This is a genomic window from Pseudomonas sp. NFX224 (assembly GCF_048565165.1).
In the GTDB taxonomy this organism is placed as follows: domain Bacteria; phylum Pseudomonadota; class Gammaproteobacteria; order Pseudomonadales; family Pseudomonadaceae; genus Aquipseudomonas.
Genome location: NZ_CP183416.1, coordinates 3225158 through 3245651, shown reverse-complemented (window position 1 = coordinate 3245651; position 20494 = coordinate 3225158). Strand labels below are relative to the sequence as shown.

The window sequence follows — 20494 nt, the reverse complement described above, 5'->3', positions numbered from 1 at the left end:
TCACCATGGACGCTTTTAACTACCGTGACGGTGAACTGTTCGCGGAAGGTGTTGCCCTGTCTGCTATCGCCGATCGCTTTGGTACACCGACCTACGTTTACTCGCGCGCACACATCGAAGCCCAGTACCTGGCTTACGCCGATGCGCTGGCCGGCATGCCGCACCTGGTGTGCTTTGCGGTCAAGGCCAACTCCAACCTGGGTGTATTGAATGTCCTGGCGCGTCTCGGCGCCGGTTTTGACATCGTTTCCCGTGGTGAGCTGGAACGCGTACTGGCCGCTGGCGGCAGTGCCGACAAGATCGTGTTTTCCGGTGTCGGCAAGACCCGTGACGACATGCGTCGCGCCCTGGAAGTCGGCGTGCACTGTTTCAACGTCGAATCCACCGACGAGCTGGAACGCCTGCAAGTGGTGGCCGCCGAGCTGGGCGTTCGCGCACCGATCTCGCTGCGCGTGAACCCGGACGTTGATGCCGGCACCCACCCATACATTTCCACCGGTCTCAAAGAGAACAAGTTCGGCATCGCCATTGCCGACGCCGAAGACGTGTACGTGCGCGCCGCGCAGTTGCCGAACCTGGAAGTGGTTGGCGTCGACTGCCACATCGGTTCGCAACTGACCACCCTGCCGCCGTTCATCGACGCCCTCGACCGCCTGCTGGGCCTGGTCGACCGCCTCGGCGATTGCGGCATCTACCTGCGCCACATCGATCTCGGTGGCGGTCTGGGCGTGCGTTATCGCGATGAAGAGCCGCCAATGGCCGCTGACTACATCAAGGCTGTGCGCGAGCGTCTCGACGGTCGCGATCTGGCGCTGGTGTTCGAGCCGGGCCGCTTCATCGTGGCCAACGCTGGCGTGCTGCTGACTCAGGTCGAGTACCTCAAGCACACCGAACACAAAGATTTCGCCATCGTCGACGCGGCCATGAACGACCTGATCCGCCCGGCGCTGTATCAAGCCTGGATGGACGTCACCGCTGTGCGCCCGCGCACCACCGCTGCCCGCGCCTACGACATCGTCGGCCCGATCTGCGAGACCGGCGACTTCCTGGCCAAGGAGCGTGAACTGGCCCTGGAAGAAGGCGACCTGCTCGCCGTGCATTCGGCTGGCGCCTACGGGTTTGTCATGAGTTCCAACTACAACACCCGTGGCCGTGCCGCCGAAGTGTTGGTGGACGGTGATCAGGCATTTGAAGTGCGTCGCCGTGAGACGGTAGCCGAGTTGTTTGCTGGCGAAAGCCTGCTGCCGGAGTAAACCCATGCTGCTGCGTTTTACCAAGATGCACGGCCTGGGCAATGACTTCATGGTCCTCGACCTGGTCAGCCAGCACGCGCATATTCTGCCCAAGCACGCCAAGCTGTGGGGTGATCGGCATACGGGAATCGGTTTCGACCAGTTGCTGATCGTCGAAGCACCGAGCAACCCGGACGTGGATTTCCGCTATCGGATCTTCAATTCCGACGGCTCCGAAGTTGAACAGTGCGGCAACGGTGCACGTTGCTTCGCGCGCTTCGTGCTCGACAAGCGCCTGACCACCAAGCGGCTGATCCGCGTCGAAACCAAGAGCGGCGTCATCGAGCTGGATGTGCGCAACGATGGGCAAATCGGCGTCAACATGGGCGCCCCGCGCCTGGTGCCGGCGGATATTCCGTTCCAGGCAACGGAGCAGGCCCTGAACTATCAGGTCGACGTCGATGGCACACCGGTCGAGCTGGCCGCCGTGTCCATGGGCAACCCGCATGCCGTGCTGCGGGTCAGCGACATCAACAATGCACCGGTGCATGAGCTGGGGCCTAAAATCGAACACCACCCGCGCTTTCCGGCACGGGTCAATGTCGGTTTTCTCCAAGTCATCGACCGGGGTCGCGCACAGTTGCGTGTCTGGGAACGCGGCGCCGGGGAAACCCAGGCCTGCGGGACTGGCGCCTGTGCCGCCGCAGTCGCTGCGATCAGCCAGGGGTGGATGGATTCGCCGCTATTGATCGACCTGCCTGGCGGGCGCCTGTCCATTGAATGGGCGGGACCTGGCCAACCGGTGATGATGACCGGACCGGCAGTGCGCGTATACGAAGGACAAGTGCGTCTTTGAGTGAGCCAAAGCCATGACCGATAAGCCTCAGGTACCCGCACGACAAGCCGACGAATCAGCGTCCGAAAGCCTCGAGGCAGCGGCGATTGCCGCGTACCTGGAGGCTCATCCGGATTTCTTCGTCGAGCACGAAGAACTGCTGCCGGCCTTGCGCATTCCTCACCGGCGCGGCGACACCGTGTCCCTGGTCGAACGGCAGATGACCATCCTGCGCGACCGCAACATCGAGCTGCGTCATCGTCTTTCGCACTTGATGGACGTGGCCCGCGACAACGATCGCCTCTTCGACAAGACCCGCCGCCTGATACTCGCGCTGATGGATGCCACCAGCCTGGAAGATGTGGTGATCTGCGTCGAAGACAGCCTGCGCCAGGACTTCCAGGTGCCCTTCGTCAGCCTCATCCTGCTGGGTGATAACCCGACACCTGTTGGCCGCTGGGTGACTCACGCCGAAGCGCAAGTGGCGATTGGCGGCCTTTTGCAAGAGGACAAAAGCGTCAGTGGCACCCTGCGCGAGCATGAACTGGACTTCCTGTTCGGCGAAGAGCAGCGCAAGCAGATCGGCTCCACCGCCGTGGTCGCCATCAGTCATCAGGGCATCCACGGCATCCTGGCCATCGCCAGCCGTGATCCGCAACACTACAAAAGCTCGGTGGGCACGCTGTTCCTGAGCTACATCGCCGAAGTCATGGGCCGCGTGCTGCCTCGGGTCAACAGTTCCCTGCGCTCGGTACGCTGATCATGGAACGGCAACTGGACGCTTACTGCGAACACCTGCGCAGTGAGCGCCAGGTGTCGCCCCACACGCTCTCTGCCTATCGCCGCGACCTCGACAAAGTGCTGGGCTGGTGCGTCAAACAGCACATCAGCAGCTGGGCCGCACTGGACATCCAGCGCCTGCGCGGCCTGATCGCTCGCCTGCATGCACAAGGCCAATCCTCGCGCAGCCTGGCACGACTGCTGTCGGCGGTGCGCGGGCTCTATCATTACCTGAACCGCGAAGGCCTTTGCGATCACGACCCGGCCAACGGCCTGGCGCCACCCAAGGGTGAACGCCGCCTGCCGAAAACCCTCGACACCGACCGCGCGCTGCAACTGCTTGAAGGCGGGGTTGAAGACGACTTTCTGGCGCGCCGGGATCAGGCGATTCTCGAACTGTTCTATTCCTCCGGGTTGCGCCTGTCAGAGCTGACCGGGCTCAATCTCGATCAACTGGACCTGGCGGACGGCATGGTCCAGGTGCTCGGTAAAGGCAGCAAGACCCGGCTGCTGCCGGTCGGCAAAAAGGCTCGCGAGGCGTTGGAACAGTGGTTGCCGCTGCGGGCCATGGCCAACCCGGCGGACGACGCGGTATTTATCAGCCAGCAAGGCAGACGGCTTGGCCCACGGGCGATACAGGTGCGGGTCAAGGCGGCCGGCGAACGCGAGCTGGGACAAAATCTCCATCCGCACATGTTGCGGCATTCCTTCGCCAGCCATTTGTTGGAGTCTTCGCAGGACCTGCGCGCCGTGCAGGAACTGCTCGGCCACTCGGACATCAAGACCACGCAGATCTATACCCATCTGGACTTCCAGCACCTGGCCACGGTCTACGACAGTGCCCATCCACGGGCCAAACGCATTAAGGGCGATGATTCATGAGTATTCAGTTGATCACCTTCGACCTCGACGACACCCTGTGGGACACCGCGCCGGTGATCGTCAGCGCCGAGGCCGTTTTGCGCGCATGGCTGACCGAGCATGCGCCCAACCTGGGAACGGTGCCGGTAGAACATTTGTGGGCCATTCGCGAACGCATCCTGAGCATCGAGCCGAACCTCAAGCACCGCATCAGCGCTTTGCGCCGGCGCGTGTTGTTCCAGGCCCTCGAAGAAGCCGGTTACGCCCACACGCAAGCGTCAGACCTGGCCGACCAGAGCTTCGAAGTATTCCTGCATGCCCGGCACCAACTGGAAATCTTCCCCGAGGTGCAACCAACCCTGGAAGTGCTGGCCAACCACTACGCCCTTGGCGTGGTCACCAACGGCAACGCTGATGTGCGGCGGCTGGGGCTGGCGGACTACTTCAAGTTTGCGCTGTGCGCCGAAGACATCGGCATCGCCAAACCCGATGCGCGATTGTTCCAGGAGGCGTTGCAGCGCGGTGGCGCGACCGCCGAAACGGCAGTGCACATTGGCGATCACCCGGGCGACGACATCGCGGGTGCCCAGCAGGCAGGGCTGCGGGCGATCTGGTTCAACCCGGCGGGCAAGGTCTGGGAAGCGGAGCGGTTGCCGGATGCGGAGATTCGCAGCTTGACCGAGTTACCGGCGTTGTTGGGGCTGTGGAACGCCCCCAGAAAGTGATGGTGTCCTGAAAAGATCGCAGCCTTCGGCAGCGATCTTTTGTTTTTGTTTCAGACATGAAAAAGCCCGCAGCGACGGCGGGCTTTTTCAACAAGCGCGTAGCAGCCTCAGATAGGCCGGCTACCGTACTTGTTGTCAGGCTTCTTGGGCGGATCGGCGACCACATTGGCCTCCACTTCCTGCACCTTGCCACCCTTGGCCAAAAACTCTTCCATGGCCCGCGCGAGAGCATCGCGTTCCTTGTTCTTGGCTTCGACACTCGGCAACTCATCGACCGATACCGCTGCCTTGGCTTTGCCTTTGGCAGTCGGCGCGGGCGCATCACCGCCGTCGTCTTCAGCGACGTCTTCCGCCGCTGCTTCCAGACCTTCTTCGGTTTCGTCTTCGTCGCCTACTTCGAGGTCGTCGTTTTCCAGATCATCGTCGCTCATGTTCTACCTCATGACTTGCGAAAAGCAGATTAGTTATAGCCCAGCTTTGCCCCCTGTCGAAGGCTGCCGGAAAAAAATCAACAACCGCTGCTGACCAGCGGTTATGCCCCATCACCGTGCACGGTGGCGAGGACGTTACGGGCACCGCCATGATCGCGGTGCTCGCCCAGGTAAATGCCTTGCCAGGTCCCTAACGCCAGTCGGCCTGCCGAGATCGGCAAACTGAGCTGACAGCCAAGTACGCTGGCCTTGAAGTGCGCCGGGAGGTCGTCCAGGCCTTCGTCGTTGTGCTCATAGCCGTCTGTTCCTTGTGGGATCAGACGATTGAAAAATCGTTCGAAGTCGCGACGTACCGCCGGATCGGCGTTCTCGTTGATGGTCAACGACGCCGAGGTATGCTGCAGCCACAAATGCAACAGACCAACCCGACACGCCTTGAGTTCAGGCAGGCCGGCGAGTAACTCGTCCGTTACCAGATGAAAGCCCCGGGGCCTCGCCCGCAGGGTTATCAGAGTCTGTTGCCACATACAGTTCTCCGCACGTTCGGGGCGCATTCTAGCGCGCTCTGGGAAAAAACAAAGGCCCTAATACTCCTTCTGTTTTGTAAGCCATCGGCGGCACAAAAACGCCCGTCGTAAACGTTCATAAACCTGTAAGAAAAAACCTTTCAGCTCCCCCTTCAATGATAAATCGCGGACAAAAAAATGCCCGGCAAGCCGGGCAAATTTTTCGTGCGCGTACTTACAAGTTGTAGCCGCGTTCGTTGTGAAGCGCCAGATCGATGCCGACAGCCTCTTCTTCTTCGGTGATCCGCAGGCCCATGACAGCGTCCAGGACCTTGAGGATGATGTAAGTGACGATCGCGGTGTAGATCACCGTGAAGCCCACGCCTTTGCACTGAATCCACACTTGTGCGGCGATGTCGGTCACAGTGCCGAAGCCACCCAGCGACGGTGCAGCAAACACACCGGTCAGGATCGCGCCGAGGATACCGCCGATACCGTGCACGCCGAACGCGTCGAGGGAATCGTCATAACCGAGTTTGCGTTTCAGGGTGGTGGCGCAGAAGAAGCACACCACGCCAGCGGCCAGACCGATCACCAGTGCGCCCATCGGGCCAACGGTGCCGGCAGCCGGAGTGATGGCGACCAGACCGGCAACCACACCCGAAGCAATGCCCAGTGCGCTTGGCTTACCGTGGGTGATCCACTCGGCGAACATCCAGCCCAGTGCAGCAGCGGCGGTTGCGATCTGTGTCACCAGCATCGCCATGCCGGCAGTGCCGTTGGCAGCTGCGGCGGAACCCGCGTTGAAACCGAACCAGCCGACCCACAGCATGGCCGCACCCATCAGGGTGTAACCGAGGTTGTGCGGCGCCATCGGGGTGGTCGGGAAGCCTTTGCGCTTGCCCAGTACCAGGCAGGCAATCAGACCGGCCACACCGGCGTTGATGTGCACCACGGTGCCACCGGCGAAGTCCAGCACGCCCCAGTCCCACATCAGGCCGCCGTTGCCGGACCAGACCATGTGCGCGATCGGCGCATAAACCAGAGTGAACCAGATGCCCATGAAGATCAGCATTGCGGAGAATTTCATCCGCTCGGCGAAGGCACCGACGATCAGCGCCGGGGTGATGATGGCGAAGGTCATCTGGAAGGTGATGAACACCGCTTCAGGGAATAGCGCCGCCGGGCCGGTCAGGCTGGCTGGCGTGACACCGGCGAGGAACGCCTTGCCCATGCCACCGAAGAACGAGTTGAAGTTGACGACGCCCTGCTCCATGCCGGTGGTGTCGAACGCGATGCTGTAGCCATAAATGACCCACAGGATGCTGATCAGACCGGTAATGGCGAAGCACTGCATCATCACGGAAAGAATGTTTTTCGACCGAACCATGCCGCCGTAGAACAGCGCGAGGCCGGGAATGGTCATGAACAGCACGAGGGCTGTCGAGGTCAACATCCAGGCGGTGTCGCCGGAGTTGAGGACTGGGGCTGCCACTTCGTCTGCCGCCATGGCCAGGCTGGGCATTACGAGGGACAACAGGGCTCCTAGCCCTGCGAATTTACGCAGAGTCATATTGTTTTCTCCTGGGGCGTTGGGTTTGTGGCGGCTTAGATTGCGTCGGTATCGGTTTCGCCGGTACGGATGCGAATCGCCTGTTCCAGATTGACCACGAAGATCTTGCCGTCACCGATCTTGCCGGTGTTGGCGGCCTTGGTTATCGCCTCGATAACCCGGTCGAGATCCTTGTCGTCAATGGCGACATCAATCTTCACCTTTGGCAGGAAATCGACCACATACTCCGCGCCGCGATACAGCTCGGTGTGACCCTTCTGCCGACCGAAGCCTTTGACTTCAGTAACGGTAATGCCCTGCACGCCGATCTCGGACAACGACTCGCGCACGTCGTCCAACTTGAACGGCTTGATGATGGCAGTGACTAGCTTCATGAAAACTCTCTCCCGAATTGGTGGACTTGCCCCAGGAAAACAAACCCGTCTCAAGTCTAAGCGCAGTGCCTGGCTTTGTAACGCATCGTCGGCCCTAACCTGCCCGTCCGACGCCAGTTAACCGCTCCTTGCGAAACTCTCCCCGTTTCGCTCGGCGCACTGCATTCGTCACAGCGACTGCATCAGTGCATGGGTCACCTGGGTCTAAGCAGAAAGCTTGCCATCTCCACAAAATCCTCTGTTTTCAAGACTTTGCTTGCAGATGACTACAACTTCACCACAACACCCGACGCGATACGCACAACAACGGTGCGATGCCGTCCGTCCGCATGCGCGAAAAGCGTGCATCCATTGCCCGCGAAAATGACTATAGACACTGCGTGATACACTGCCCGCCATTGTTACCAGGACCTCTTCCCATGCTCGCGCCCAAAGACTTCCTCGACGCCCTGACCGGCACCGCCTCCCGCCTCTTCAGTGGCGACACGCCTCTGCCGAAAGCTGAAATAGAAAGTCAGTTCAAAATGTTGCTGCAGAGCGGCTTCAGCAAACTGGATCTGGTGAGTCGCGAAGAGTTCGATAGCCAGATGGTTGTGTTGGCGCGCACCCGGGCACGGCTGGAAGCGCTTGAGGCGAAAGTCGCGGAGATGGAAGCGAAGCTCACCCCTCCAGCCGAGTAACGCTGCAATCGCTGCTAAAGAACCGCCTGAATGGCGGTTTTTTTGTCAGTCCTCTGAACGGTGACTCGCAACATCCTGCGAAAATTCATCGTCCCTCTCACCACACGAAACCCTCATCTCCTGACTACCCTTCAAAAACCCGCAGGAAGCGGCCCCCACGTCAGCTCAAGGAACGACCATGTCCCTCTCCATCGTCCACAGTCGCGCCCAGGTGGGTGTGGAAGCGCCCGCCGTTACTGTCGAAGTCCATCTGGCTAACGGCTTGCCATCGCTGACCATGGTTGGCCTGCCCGAGGCGGCAGTGAAGGAGAGCAAGGACCGGGTGCGCAGTGCGATCATTAATTCAGGGCTGCAATTTCCGGCGCGGCGGATCACGTTGAATCTGGCGCCGGCGGATTTGCCCAAGGACGGTGGGCGGTTCGATCTGGCGATTGCGTTGGGGATTCTTTCCGCCAGTGTTCAGGTGCCGACGCTGACGCTCGATGATGTGGAATGTCTGGGTGAGTTGGCGCTGTCGGGCGCGGTTCGGGCAGTACGCGGCGTTTTACCGGCAGCACTGGCTGCGCGCAAGGCCGGGCGGTCGCTGATGGTGCCGCGGGCGAATGCCGAGGAGGCGTGCCTGGCGTCGGGTTTGAAGGTGATTGCGGTGGACCATCTGCTGGAAGCCGTGGCCCATTTCAATGGGCACACGCCGGTTGAGCCGTATGTTTCCGATGGCTTGATGCATGCCAGCAAACCTTATCCCGACCTGAGTGAAGTGCAGGGTCAGCAAGCCGCCAAACGCGCATTGCTGATTGCGGCGGCCGGTGCGCATAACCTTCTGTTTAGTGGGCCGCCGGGGACGGGTAAAACGTTACTGGCGAGTCGTCTGCCAGGGCTGTTGCCTCCGCTTGCCGAATGCGAAGCGCTGGAAGTGGCGGCGATCCAGTCGGTCGCCAGTTGCGTACCGTTGACCCACTGGCCGCAACGTCCGTTTCGCCAGCCACATCACTCCGCCTCAGGCCCGGCGTTGGTGGGGGGCAGCTCCAAGCCACAACCCGGCGAAATTACCCTGGCCCATCACGGTGTGCTGTTCCTCGATGAGCTGCCGGAATTCGATCGAAAGGTGTTGGAAGTACTCAGGGAGCCATTGGAGTCCGGGCATATCGTGATTTCCCGGGCCAAGGACCGCGTTCGATTTCCCGCGCGTTTTCAGTTGGTCGCAGCCATGAACCCGTGCCCCTGTGGATATCTTGGCGAGCCGAGCGGCAAGTGTTCTTGCACCCCGGACATGGTGCAGCGGTACCGTAACAAGCTGTCGGGACCGTTACTGGACCGGATCGATTTGCACCTGACGGTTGCTCGGGAAGCGACGGCATTGAACCCGACGCCGAAACCGGGTGAAGACAGCGCCAGCGCTGCCGCGTTGGTGGCCGACGCCCGTGAACGGCAACAGAAGCGCCAGGGCTGCGCGAATGCCTTCCTGGATTTGCCGGGACTGCGTCGTCACTGCACCTTATCCACAGCCGATGAACACTGGCTGGAAACGGCGTGTGAACGATTGACCCTGTCGTTGCGTTCGGCGCATCGGCTGCTCAAGGTGGCGCGCACATTGGCGGATCTTGAGCAGGTAGACGGGATCACGCGGGAGCATCTGGCCGAGGCATTGCAGTATCGGCCGGCGACGCAGTAAGAAATCTTTTAGTCATCAGGAGTACTGAACCTCGATCTCATCCAACTGATGATCAAAGGTTTTCAGCCGCGCGGTCCAGGTGTACACCAGCACTTCAAAATCCCGATTGATCACCGCCCCGCCCGTTACTTCCCCACGAGGATCGCAGAAGTCCAATTGATAACGCTCGCGGGCCATGGCTGTCGCGACGTCGGCCAGTTCCCGGGCGTTGTTGAGCCAGTGCCGGCCATCGTCGGCCACTTGCTTGTCCAGCTCCAGGCATTGTTTCTTCAAGGTTTCGAGGCTTTTTTCCAGCGGCGTGCCGGTCAGTTCGCCCATGACTTCCTGGAACGTACGCCCCGGTTGCCAGTAGCTGCCCCAGAAATAGCGATCGAACACGGTTTCGACACGACGCAGCGCCACCTTGGTGTCCCAGATCAGCACCAACGTCTTGCCTTGTTCGAGTTGTCTTTTTTTGATCCGCTGGTTCTGGACTGACGCCCAGGCCACCACCGCAATCGACATCACGGCAATCAGCGCGGCGGCACTGTCGAGGAACACCATCGCCTTGTCGATCTGGTGAGCCAGCATGATGCCGTAGAAATAGGTGCCCGTGAGCAGCACCAGCGCCACGATGGCGCACCAGAAACCGAGAGCATAAGGGTTTTTCATTATTGGTTTCCCCCTGACCTGCGCGAGCCTTGTGCGAAGAAAGGGCGCTTTGCACGGGGCGCCCTTCCAACACTTCAAAGCATAGCAACGGCCTCAGGGTTTGCCGGAGTTCGACGCTTGCGTTCGTCCGCTTTCCCAACCGCCACCCAAGGCGAGGAACAAATCGATCTGGCTCGCAGCCACTTGAGTGTTGGCGGCAGCCAGTTGCGCCGTGACGTCGATGTAGGTGCGGGTCGCCTGCAAGTCCGCCAGGAACGATGCGCGGCCGGCCTGGAAGAAGCGGTGAGTCTGATCAGCGGCCAATTTCGCCGACTGCTCGGCGTCCGCCAGTGCATCGCGACGTTGCAGCATCGCGCTGTATTGCGCGAGGCCGGTCTGGGTTTCACGAATGGCGTTGAGCACCACACCATCGAAGTGCGCCAGCGTTGCCTGCGCTACCGCTTCGGCTTCACGGATTCGGGCGCGGGCGCCGTTAGTCGGCACGTTCCAGGTCAACGACGGGCCGAAGCCCCAGCGGTTGGTGGACGGTTCGCCGAGATTATCCAGAATGCCAACGGTGCCAACCGTCGCGCCGATGCTGATATTCGGGTACAGCTCACCCGTGGCGACACCGATACCGGCGGTCGCTGCCGCCAATCGACGTTCGGCCTGCCGCACATCGGGACGACGCTTGAGCAACGATGCGCCGTCACCCACCGGCACCCGTTGCGCGATCTTCGGCAACTCGTCACAGGTGGCGGTGCCTGCCGGCAACTGATCCAGCGGTTTGGCCAGCAACATCGACAAGCGATACAACCCGGCCTGACGCGCCGCTTCATATCGCGGCATGTCAGCGCGCAGGGATTTGTATTGGGTTTGCGAGCGTGTGACCTGGGTTTCGTCGCCACGCCCGGCGTCGCGCAAGCGCTGAATCAACGTGGTGCTTTGCGATTGCAGGTCGAGGGAGTGCTGGGCAATTTCCCGCTCTTCGTTCGCCGCGCACACTTGGGTGTAGGCCCGGACCACATCGGCAACCAAGGTGATACGCGCCGTGTCGGCGGCAGCCTGGGTCGCATCGGCATTGGCCTTGGCCGCTTCGATGCCGCGCTGCAAGGTGCCGAACAGGTCGAATTGATACGACGCACTGATACCGATGTCGCCAATATTGGCCACCGGGACTTTTTCCGGCAACAAAAAGGCTTCACCGGATTCCTGCAAGCGCTGGGCGCCCATCTTCACGCCGCCGCTCCAGCCGCCTGCCGCGTTGGCCTCGTCGACTTGAGCACGGGCCCGCTGCAGGCTCGCCGCTGCCACGCGCAAATCGGTGTTGGATGCCAACGCTTGCTGGACCAATTGGTCGAGTCGCGGGTCTTGATACAGGCGCCACCAATCGTCCGGCACCGGCGCCGAAACCACCGGTTTGCCGTTCACCGCCAGCTCTCCCTGCAAGTCGTCACGCTGGATCGCGGCCTCGTCCGGCACATGATAATCCGGCCCTACCATCTGACACGCCGACAACAGCAAGCCTAAACCGGCGATCGCCAAACCCGAGGCCTTGCTCATTGCGCGGGCTCCCGGTTCTTGTCGTCAATGATCGATACCGTCGCGGTACGCCCGGCGATCATGCGGAAATCCGCCGGCACATCATCGAAGGCGATCCGCACCGGAATCCGCTGGGCCAGCCGCACCCAGCTGAACGCCGGGTTGACGTTGGGCAGCAGGTTATTGCCGCTGGTGCGGTCGCGGTCTTCGATACCGGCGACGATGCTTTGGACGTGCCCGCGCAGCCGCGCACGGTCGCCGACGACCCGGATATCAACGCTCTGGCCGACATGGATGCCGTCGAGTTTGGTTTCTTCGAAGTAGCCGTCGATGTGGAAGGAATTGCTGTCGACCACCGACAACACCGGCCGACCGGCGCTGACGAATTCCTGCGTGCGTGGCGCGCGGTCGTTGACGTAGCCGTCCACGGGGCTGCGGATCACCGAGCGGTCGAGGTTCAGTTGCGCGCTATCAACCGCCACTTGAGCTTCCATCAACGCCACTTGGGCGCGGGCGACCCTGGACTGACTCTCTTCGAGTTGCTCGCCCGGCACCAGATTACCGAGGCCCTTGTTGCGCTTGGCCTCGCGCTGGGCCTGGGCCAGGGTTTCTTCACGGTCGGCGACCGCCGCTTTCGCCTGACGCAGGGCCAGCTTGAAACGGTCCTGATCGATGGTGAACAGCACCTGGCCACGCTTGACGAGTTGGTTGTCACGCACGTCCACCTGCTGGATCAGCCCGGACACGTCCGGCGCGATCTGCACGATATCGGCACGGATGTGCCCGTCGCGGGTCCAGGGCGCGAACATGTAATACATCACCATGCGCCAGACCACGACGACGGCGAAGGTCACGATCAACAGGGTCAGCACGACGCGACCGAGGGTTAAAAACGGTTTTTTCATGTCATCAGGTATCGACTGAGTGAGTCCACGGCGCCAAGCAGCAAGGCGTAGAGGGCCACGTTGAACAATGCCCGGTGCCAGACCAGACGGTAAAAGTGCAGGCGCATCAGCACCCCGTGCACCAACAGGTACAACACATACGTAATGCCCATCAGCACCAGCAGCGTAGGCAGGAACACCCCGCTGATATCCAGATCACCGATCATAAAGGCGCTCCATCGATGCCATGGGGAAGCGGTTCTTCAACGTCGGCAGAACCGACAAACTCGACGCCGGGCAACAACGCCAGGCGCAAGCCGCTCAAGGCGTGCAGCAGGTGCCGACGGGTTTCATCATCACCCGCGCCAGCCAGGGCGCGGCGGGAGCGGTCGAGCGTCATCAGCAACGGACTCGGGGCCGGCAAGCGTTCACCGGCCTTGAGGCATGCCTTGAAGTACTCGCCGACCTCGGCCACCACCTGATGCAACAGCACCTGCGGCGTGCCGTGAATGCGCGGCGTGTAGGCGAGCAGGTCCAGCAGATTCAACGCCACGCGCACTTCCCGCAGGGCGATGCCGGTGTCTTGGCCGGTCATGGCCAGACGCGGCAAATGCTGCATCAGGCGGTCCAGAATCTGAACGCCCAGATGTCGGTGCTCGGCTAGCGTGGCCGGCTCGGTGAGGCTGACAATGTCGCGCCAGCTGAAACGGGTCAGGCGCTTGGCCGCCAACTCGGCACCGAATGGCCGGGCGATCAGGGTCCAGACGAAGGCAAACAGCAAGCCGACGGGGCCTGCCAGGTTGGAGTTCACAAAACTGAGGAAGTCCGCGTCGTAGGCGCCTTGAATGCTGATGAAAGACGAGGTGTTGACGAGGGTCAGCAGCATGCCCAGATAAAACTGCGGCTTGACCGTCAGCGTGCCGACGATGATGAAGGGCACGGAAAACGCCAGCACCAGCATTGGAAAGTCATGCAGGTTGGGCAGTACCAAAAACAGGTAAAGGCTGGCGAACAACACCGACATCGCCGTCCAGAAAAAGAACCGGTAAATCTGCGGCGCGGGGTCGTCCATCGAGGCGAAGAAACTGCACGCCACGGCAGCCAGGATCACTGCCGCGCCGCCGTCGGTCCAGCCGAGCAGAATCCACAGCACCGAGGCGACAATGATCGCCATGACGGTGGAAGCGGCGGAATAGAGCATCAGACCACGATCGATAAACGGTGTCAGACGGCCCAGGCGCCAATGCCGATAGACCGCGCGCCAGCTGTCCTGGCTTTCGCACTGGATGGCGCGTTGCAGGCTACGGCAGTCTTGCCACAAGTCGATCATCTCGCCGAGGCGATAAACCGCGTTGGAGAACAGCAGTTGCTTGCGATCATCCAGCTCCTGGGCACCGGGTTGCACGGCTTCGAGCTGATCTTTCAGTGCCTGCCAGCGATCGACGTCGGCGTCTTTATGCGCAAGCCATTCAGTGGTTGCGCTCAGTAGCGGCGCGATCCTGTCCACAAGCTCCGGCGTACGTCGTTCCAGGGCATAGAGCGCGTCGTCGAGGTCATCCACCACCGTCAGCAAGTGGATCATCCGCCCGCGCAGTTCTTTGGTATTGCTGACTGTTTGCCGCCGCGAACCTTCGTGTGGCAACTGGCCGATCATCAATTCAAGGGTGTTGAACGTCGCCACCAGCGATGAACGCAATGCACTGACTTCCTCCGGCTGCACGTTGCGGCTGAGGAAGCGCTGGCTGTAGGTCGAAGCGTCGGCGAACCATTTGCTCACCGAGTCGTTGAACACCGGCGCCAGCCGTCGTGGCCAGAACATTGCCCCCATCACCGCCGCGACAGCGATGCCGAGGAAAATTTCTTCGGTACGCGCCTCAGCCACATCCCACACCGCCAGCGGATTATCCACCACCGGCAGGGCGATCAGCGGCAAGGTGTAACCGGCGAGCATCAAGGCGTAGTTGTTGGCGGTACGCAGGTGAAGTGACAGGAACAACAGCGTCCCGGTCCACAGCGCAATCACCACCACCAGCACGTAAGGGCTCTGGACAAACATCGGCACGAAAAACACCGCCGCGGCGGCGCCGAGAAAAGTACCGACCGCGCGGTACAGTGCCTTGGAAGTGGTCGGGCCGAGAAACGGGTTGGAGACGATGTACACCGTGGCCATCGCCCAATACGGACGCGGCATTTGCATGAGCATGGCGATGTACAGCGCGATCATCGAGGCCGCGAAGGTGCGCACGCCGTAGAACCAGTCCCGAGCCGGTGGCATCCCTGAAAAGAAGCCGCTCAAGGGTGGTCGTCCGAGGGTTGTCCGGCCGATTCAAAGGCCTTCAATACGCGCAGGGCGGCTTCCAGATCTCGCTGATCGATGCCTTCAAGTACCTCATTACGCAACCGCACCAATTCAACCTCGACCGCTTGCACCAGGGTACGACCAGTATCGGTCAGGCTCAGGCATTTGGCACGGCGGTCCTGGGCATCGGCGGTGCGGCAGACATAACCGGCGTGGCACAACTGATCCAGCAAACGCACCAGAGACGGACTCTCCATCCCCGCCGCCTGCGCGACCGTCACCTGCCGCACGCCCTCACCCAGACGCCCGATCATCAACAACGGGACGGCACAGGCTTCGGAGATTCCATAGTTGACCAGCGTGGTCTGGCAGATCTTGCGCCAATGCCGGGCGGCCACCACCATGGAGCTACTGATGTTCATCTGGAGAGCGTCGAGTTTATTCGGCACGAGGGAAAACACACATTGTTAGTTTGCTAACTATCAATATTGCATTGGGAGGGATTTTCCGTCAAGTGTTGAGTTTCTACACCCCACGCCCTTTCCTCAACATCACATCCAACTGATCCACCACCTCCGCCCAATCGGCGTCATCCAAAATCTCGTCACGCAAAAACTCCGCCTGACCCTTGGTCCAGAAAAACGCATCCGCCAGATGCAGTTCAGGTTTGAGCGGTGAATGGGTGGCGATGAATTTGTCGATGCTTTCGGCGTCATCGGCTAGGCCGAGTTGCTTGAACAGGGATGGGAGGCTGTGGTTTGGGTTTTCCATGTCGAACTCCTGTGAACTGATCGAGGGACCGCTGCGCGGTCAATCGCGGGCAAGCCCGCTCCCACAAGTCTTGCGAAAAACCTGTGGGAGCGGGCTTGCCCGCGATAGCGGCAGACAAAACACTGCAAGACTCAGTTACTCAACTCCCGCACTTCCGCATGCGGCACCATTTTCAGGAAGTCCGGCATGTTCATGTGCAGCAGATTGGTGTGGTTGCCAGCCTCCAGATAGATGTCTTTCTGTCGGGTCAGCATGGGATCGATGACCACGTCCAGCCCATAGGCCTCGCCCAGGGCCGGTATGGCGCCACGTTCGCAGTCATCGAACAGGTGCGGCAGAGTGCTTTCCCGTGACACCTGCCATTCGCCGCTGCTGCGGACTTTGCTCAAGTCCAGATGACGGCTGGCAGGCAGCACGGCCATCAGGTAATGCCCATGGTGATCATCCAGGATCACCGATTTGGCCACCCGTTCGGCAGGAATGCCCGCGACCCGCGCCGTTTCAAGGCTGCTGGCCGAATGAGGGTGGGTGACGATGTCGTAGTCGCATTGAGCCTTTTCCAGGCTTCTCAGCACGGTTCTTGCCATACGCATGATGCACCTCGGTGTCCGCATTAACGCCTGGCGGACGATGGTTAACACGTTTCCACGTACTGAAAGTCTAGGCCCGAAGCGGCGATCCGGCGGGAAATCCGCCCATCGGACAGGTCGACATTTGAGCAAAATTCATACAATCGATCAGTCAACTAAACTGTATACAGAACCACCAGCGACTCTCGCGGAGGGTCACGTGAACACACGTTGTTGTGCCATTGCATTTTTGCTGGCGTTGAGCAGCCAAGCCCTTGCCGCCGACGCTGGATTACTCGCTGCCAACCCGACCGGAATCTGGCTGATCACCTTCGGCATCGCGTTTCTGATCGCCGAGGCAGCCTTGCCCAATTACGGCGTGATCGGCCTGGGCGGGATCGTGATGTTCGTGATCGGTGCGGTGATCCTGACCAACACCGAAATGCCCATCCCAATGATGATCGGCCTGGGACTGATCAGCGCACTGCTGCTGATGTTCTTGCTGATCCGCGCACTGAAAACCCGACCGCGTGAAAACGTCAGCGGCGATGCCGGACTGCTGGGCAGCGTGACGCCGGTTTTGTCGTTGCAGGCCGGCGATGACTGCCACGGTTGGGTGCATTTACAGGGTGAGCGCTGGCAAGTGTCGAGCGCCAAACCGTTGCACATCGGGCAACGGGTCCGGGTGGAGGCACGCAAGGGTTTATTGCTGGAAGTGGCCGCGACTGACGCGGTGACGGCTGGAGAATAGCCATGGGATTGCAACTGGGTTTTGTCGCACTGCTACTGCTGTTGATCGCATTGGCAGGGGCGACCTTCCGCATCCTGCGCGAATACGAGCGCGGGGTGGTGTTCCAGCTCGGACGCTTCTGGCAGGTCAAGGGCCCCGGCCTGATCCTGTTGATTCCGGTGGTCCAGCAAATGGTTCGCGTCGACCTGCGCACCGTGGTCCTCGACGTACCAACGCAAGACGTGATCACCCGTGACAACGTTTCGGTCAAGGTCAACGCCGTGCTGTACTTCCGCGTGCTCGATCCGCAGAAAGCAATTATCCAGGTCGAAGACTTTCTCATGGCCACCAGCCAATTGGCGCAAACCACCTTGCGCGCCGTGCTCGGCAAACATGAACTCGATGAACTGCTGGCTGAACGCGAACGGCTGAACATCGACATCCAGCAAGTACTCGACGCCCAGACCGACGCTTGGGGGATCAAAGTGGCCAACGTCGAAATCAAGCACGTTGACCTCAACGAATCGATGATCCGCGCCATCGCCAAACAGGCCGAAGCGGAACGGGAACGCCGGGCCAAAGTGATCCACGCCGAAGGCGAACTGCAAGCCTCGGAAAAACTCATGCAGGCTGCCGAAATGCTCGGCCGCCAACCCGGGGCCATGCAGCTGCGTTACATGCAGACGCTGAGCTCGATTGCCGGCGACAAGAGCTCGACTATCGTCTTCCCGCTGCCGATCGAGTTGCTCAAAGGGATGGCGGATTTGTCGCCGAAACCTTGAACAACACTCAGCGTTGCGCCGTCAGCGGATACACCGACTGCCATCCGCCACCCAGCGCCTTGTACAAGCCGACGGCTGCCAGCGACACGCCAGTGGAACTCTCGACCCATTGTTCCTGAGTCGCCAGCAAGGCGCTTTGAACGGTGAGTACGTTGACGAAATCCACCACGCCTTCCGTATATTGCTGTTGCGCGGTTTCCAAGGCGATCTGGTTCTGCCGCACCGCTTCGGCGAGGCTGTCGCGGCGCAGTTGACTGGCGTTGTAGGCGCTCAACTGATCGTCGATTTCATGCCAGGCCCGCAGCACGGTTTGCTGGTAGGCAATGGCCGCTTCCTGTTGTTGTGCTTCACGCAGATTCAGCACGCCGCGCAGACGCCCTCCATCGAACAACGGCAAGCTGAACTGTGGGCCGATACCGAACGTGCGCGAGCCCCAGGATCCGAAGTCGCCGAGTTGCATGGCTTGCGAACCGACATTGCCCGACAGCGTGATGCGCGGATAAAAATCCCCCTTCGCTACGCCGATACTCGCGGTTGCGGCATGCAAGCGGGCTTCGGCCTCGCGGATGTCCGGGCGACGCTCGGCCAGTTGCGACGGCAAACCGATGGCGACCTGACGCGGCGTTTGTGGCACCGGTGCGTCGCTGGATAACTCGGACGCCAGCGCGTGTGGCGGCTCGCCCATCAACAGGCTCAGGGCGTTGATCAGTTGCGCCTGACGCTGCTCAAGCGCCGGCAGTCGCGACTCGATAGCGGCGACCTGTGCGGCAGCTTCGGCGACATCCAGATCGGTCGCAACGCCATCCGCCAGACGCAGCTGCGACAGCTTCAGGCTGTGGCGAGCGACGTCGAGATTCTGCTCGGTGACAGCGCGGGTGTTTTGCACCCCGCGCAACTGAATGTAGTTTTGCGCGGTCTCGGCGAGCACTGACAACAACACGCCGCGGCGGTCGTTTTCCGCGACTTCCAGGGAGGCGTCGGCGGCTTCGGTTTCGCGGCGCACGCGGCCCCAGAAATCCAGTTCCCAGGATGCGGAAAAACCGGCATCCCAAAGGTTGAACGCCGAGCTTCCGTTGTTCCCTGACGGGTCCATCAAGCCTTCGCCGCTGTTGCGTTTACGTGCGTAACTGCCGCCGGCGGCGCTGGTCGGATAGCGATCAGCTGTCACCACCTGGCGTATGGCGCGGCTCTGTTGCAAGCGGCTGCTGGCGAGTTTCAGGTCAAGGTTGTCGGTGAGGGCGCGCTGGCTCAGAGCCGAGAGCTTGGGGTCGTTGAAGACCTCCCACCAGCGCTCGTTCATGGTCTCGGTGATCGCCTGGCTGGCGGCGGCATTTGACGGTTTCGACCACTCGGCGATTTGCTGTGCTTCGGGCTTCTGGAAGTCGGGGCCGACGGTACAAGCTGTAAGGCTCATCACAAGCAAGGCACAAAGGGTGAGTGGCGGGCCTCTTCGCGGGCACGTCAGCTGCGACATTGAAATGCGCTCCTCTGCAGCAGCGAGCCTGCGCGCGATGGCGTCAGCACGATCAATGAAAAATCTCATCGCTGAACTACCTCATTCGCCCCAACACTGGCCGTATCAATCCGCGCCTCCACCGACATCCCCACCCGCAACCGCTCAGCCAACGGTTGCCCCGGTTCCAGCACGATCTTCACCGGAATTCGCTGCACAACCTTGGTGAAATTACCGGTCGCGTTGTCCGGCTTGACCGAGGCAAACGTCACGCCAGTGGCCGGGGCGATGCTCTCGACACGCCCGTTCAATGCCGTGCCGCCAAACGTATCGACGCGCACCTGCACGTCCTGCCCTGGCTGGACATTCGTCAATTGGGTTTCCTGAAAGTTGGCCACCACATACGCCTGCGCCAGCGGCACCACGGCGAGTAGTTTGCTGCCCGGCGTGACGTAGGCGCCGACCCGCACAGCACGCTCGCCGACCATGCCATCCTGCGGCGCGACAATGCGCGTGTACGACAGCTCGTAACTGGCGATTTCCAGCTTCGCCTGTGCGCGTTTCAAGCCACCTTCCGCCGCGTCACGCTGCGCCGTCAGGATATCCACCTGCTTGCGTTCCGCCGCCAGCACTGCCGTGGCGTTGGTCAATTGCGCGCTGGCCTGATCGATGCGCGTACGCGCCTGCTGCGCATTTTGCACGGTGCCCGCGCCGACTCCGGCGAGGTGGTTGTAGCGATTGAGTTCATGTTCGGCGAACGCCATTTCAGCCTTGGCCGATACCACTTTTGCCTGCGCCTGAGCGATCAGCGATGCCTGACGATCGAGAGTGGCCCGAGCATTTTGCAGTTGCGCCTGCGCCACCAATGATTCCGCAGCGGCGGCTTCGGCGGCAGCGCGCAAATCGCGGTCATCGATCAGCGCCAGCAACTGCCCGGCCTTGACCTGCTGGTTGTCTTCCACCAGCACTTGCTTGATGAACCCGGCAACGCGCGGCACCACCAGGGTGTAGTCCGCCGAGACGTACGCGTCATTGGTGCTCTGTTGCGTGCGCTGGCCGAACAGGTTGGGCGCCAGCAGATACACCACCACGCCAACCGCGATCAGGACCGCGACGCCCACGGTCACTTTTTGCTTTGTTTGAGTCGTCATAAAAACCTTCAGTT

The 20494-nt window shown here is 61.1% G+C and carries 23 protein-coding genes; 9 read left to right on the top strand and 14 right to left on the bottom strand.

The features are described 5' to 3' along the window. The first annotated feature begins 5 nt into the window (after positions 1-5). From lysA to ACNYC6_RS14575, 5 genes are read left to right on the top strand one after another with little or no spacing between them, the layout of a single operon-like run. Complete coding sequence (lysA, locus tag ACNYC6_RS14595) at positions 6-1253, top strand: diaminopimelate decarboxylase (protein WP_419712858.1); 1248 nt, start codon at positions 6-8, stop codon at positions 1251-1253. Positions 1254-1257: 4 nt separating this feature from the next. Next, the gene (dapF, locus tag ACNYC6_RS14590; RefSeq protein WP_419712857.1) at positions 1258-2088 is read left to right on the top strand and encodes a diaminopimelate epimerase; all 831 of its coding nucleotides are present in this window, start codon (positions 1258-1260) and stop codon (positions 2086-2088) included. Positions 2089-2101: 13 nt separating this feature from the next. Further along, the gene (locus tag ACNYC6_RS14585) at positions 2102-2827 is read left to right on the top strand and encodes a DUF484 family protein (RefSeq protein ID WP_419712856.1); all 726 of its coding nucleotides are present in this window, start codon (positions 2102-2104) and stop codon (positions 2825-2827) included. A 2-nt stretch (positions 2828-2829) separates the two neighbouring features. After that, the gene (gene xerC / locus ACNYC6_RS14580; RefSeq protein WP_419712855.1) at positions 2830-3729 is read left to right on the top strand and encodes a tyrosine recombinase XerC; all 900 of its coding nucleotides are present in this window, start codon (positions 2830-2832) and stop codon (positions 3727-3729) included. Further along, positions 3726-4433, top strand: coding sequence for an HAD family hydrolase (locus tag ACNYC6_RS14575; RefSeq protein WP_419712854.1), 708 nt, complete (start codon positions 3726-3728; stop codon positions 4431-4433). Before xerC ends, ACNYC6_RS14575 begins: the two co-directional genes overlap by 4 nt. Before the next feature lie 107 nt (positions 4434-4540). Here ACNYC6_RS14575 and sutA read toward each other — a convergent pair whose 3' ends face one another. The 4 genes from sutA to glnK form a co-directional block, all read right to left on the bottom strand. After that, on the bottom strand, positions 4541-4864 hold the full coding sequence (sutA, locus tag ACNYC6_RS14570; protein WP_419712853.1) for a transcriptional regulator SutA: 324 nt from the start codon (positions 4862-4864) through the stop codon (positions 4541-4543). Positions 4865-4965: 101 nt separating this feature from the next. Further along, positions 4966-5391 carry a secondary thiamine-phosphate synthase enzyme YjbQ gene (locus ACNYC6_RS14565; protein WP_419712852.1) on the bottom strand — a complete coding sequence of 142 codons (426 nt, stop codon included), beginning with the start codon at positions 5389-5391 and terminating at the stop codon, positions 4966-4968. A 214-nt stretch (positions 5392-5605) separates the two neighbouring features. After that, on the bottom strand, positions 5606-6943 hold the full coding sequence (locus ACNYC6_RS14560) for an ammonium transporter (RefSeq protein WP_419712851.1): 1338 nt from the start codon (positions 6941-6943) through the stop codon (positions 5606-5608). Between the two features lie 35 nt (positions 6944-6978). Then, positions 6979-7317 (bottom strand): P-II family nitrogen regulator, encoded by a 339-nt coding sequence (gene glnK / locus ACNYC6_RS14555; protein ID WP_002555808.1) that lies wholly within the window; start codon positions 7315-7317, stop codon positions 6979-6981. Between the two features lie 419 nt (positions 7318-7736). Here glnK and ACNYC6_RS14550 point away from each other — a divergent pair, with 419 nt between their 5' ends. Together ACNYC6_RS14550 and ACNYC6_RS14545 are read left to right on the top strand one after the other, a co-directional pair. Then, positions 7737-7997, top strand: coding sequence for an accessory factor UbiK family protein (locus ACNYC6_RS14550; RefSeq protein WP_419712850.1), 261 nt, complete (start codon positions 7737-7739; stop codon positions 7995-7997). A 178-nt stretch (positions 7998-8175) separates the two neighbouring features. Next, positions 8176-9669: a YifB family Mg chelatase-like AAA ATPase gene (locus ACNYC6_RS14545; protein WP_419712849.1), complete on the top strand. Its 1494-nt coding sequence runs from the start codon at positions 8176-8178 to the stop codon at positions 9667-9669. A 15-nt stretch (positions 9670-9684) separates the two neighbouring features. On the opposite strand, the gene ACNYC6_RS14540 is transcribed toward ACNYC6_RS14545, so the two are convergent. The 8 genes from ACNYC6_RS14540 to ACNYC6_RS14505 all read right to left on the bottom strand — a co-directional run bounded on the left by ACNYC6_RS14540 (position 9685) and on the right by ACNYC6_RS14505 (position 16388). Next, positions 9685-10320 carry an NADH:ubiquinone oxidoreductase subunit N gene (locus ACNYC6_RS14540; RefSeq protein WP_419712848.1) on the bottom strand — a complete coding sequence of 212 codons (636 nt, stop codon included), beginning with the start codon at positions 10318-10320 and terminating at the stop codon, positions 9685-9687. A 93-nt stretch (positions 10321-10413) separates the two neighbouring features. Further along, positions 10414-11862, bottom strand: coding sequence for an efflux transporter outer membrane subunit (locus tag ACNYC6_RS14535; protein WP_419712847.1), 1449 nt, complete (start codon positions 11860-11862; stop codon positions 10414-10416). Then, a complete protein-coding gene (locus ACNYC6_RS14530; protein WP_338584110.1) occupies positions 11859-12746 on the bottom strand; it encodes an HlyD family secretion protein in 888 nt (295 codons plus the stop codon). The genes ACNYC6_RS14535 and ACNYC6_RS14530 overlap by 4 nt, the downstream gene beginning before the upstream one ends. Beyond that, positions 12743-12952 (bottom strand): DUF1656 domain-containing protein, encoded by a 210-nt coding sequence (locus tag ACNYC6_RS14525; protein WP_338584109.1) that lies wholly within the window; start codon positions 12950-12952, stop codon positions 12743-12745. Before ACNYC6_RS14525 ends, ACNYC6_RS14530 begins: the two co-directional genes overlap by 4 nt. Further along, on the bottom strand, positions 12949-15021 hold the full coding sequence (locus tag ACNYC6_RS14520; protein WP_419712846.1) for an FUSC family protein: 2073 nt from the start codon (positions 15019-15021) through the stop codon (positions 12949-12951). Before ACNYC6_RS14520 ends, ACNYC6_RS14525 begins: the two co-directional genes overlap by 4 nt. Then, positions 15018-15446 (bottom strand): MarR family winged helix-turn-helix transcriptional regulator, encoded by a 429-nt coding sequence (locus ACNYC6_RS14515; RefSeq protein WP_419712845.1) that lies wholly within the window; start codon positions 15444-15446, stop codon positions 15018-15020. Before ACNYC6_RS14515 ends, ACNYC6_RS14520 begins: the two co-directional genes overlap by 4 nt. Positions 15447-15549: 103 nt before the next feature. After that, entirely contained in the window at positions 15550-15795 is a 246-nt protein-coding gene (locus ACNYC6_RS14510; RefSeq protein ID WP_419712844.1) for a DUF2789 domain-containing protein, read from the bottom strand. Positions 15796-15926: 131 nt separating this feature from the next. Then, positions 15927-16388 carry an aminoacyl-tRNA deacylase gene (locus ACNYC6_RS14505; RefSeq protein WP_419712843.1) on the bottom strand — a complete coding sequence of 154 codons (462 nt, stop codon included), beginning with the start codon at positions 16386-16388 and terminating at the stop codon, positions 15927-15929. Between the two features lie 196 nt (positions 16389-16584). Here ACNYC6_RS14505 and ACNYC6_RS14500 point away from each other — a divergent pair, with 196 nt between their 5' ends. Together ACNYC6_RS14500 and ACNYC6_RS14495 are read left to right on the top strand one after the other, a co-directional pair. After that, the gene (locus tag ACNYC6_RS14500) at positions 16585-17115 is read left to right on the top strand and encodes an NfeD family protein (protein ID WP_419712842.1); all 531 of its coding nucleotides are present in this window, start codon (positions 16585-16587) and stop codon (positions 17113-17115) included. Between the two features lie 2 nt (positions 17116-17117). After that, complete coding sequence (locus ACNYC6_RS14495) at positions 17118-17876, top strand: slipin family protein (RefSeq protein WP_419712841.1); 759 nt, start codon at positions 17118-17120, stop codon at positions 17874-17876. A 7-nt stretch (positions 17877-17883) separates the two neighbouring features. Here ACNYC6_RS14495 and ACNYC6_RS14490 read toward each other — a convergent pair whose 3' ends face one another. Further along, a complete protein-coding gene (locus ACNYC6_RS14490; RefSeq protein WP_419712840.1) occupies positions 17884-19419 on the bottom strand; it encodes an efflux transporter outer membrane subunit in 1536 nt (511 codons plus the stop codon). Beyond that, entirely contained in the window at positions 19416-20480 is a 1065-nt protein-coding gene (locus tag ACNYC6_RS14485) for an HlyD family secretion protein (protein WP_419712839.1), read from the bottom strand. Before ACNYC6_RS14485 ends, ACNYC6_RS14490 begins: the two co-directional genes overlap by 4 nt. Positions 20481-20494 lie beyond the last annotated feature (14 nt).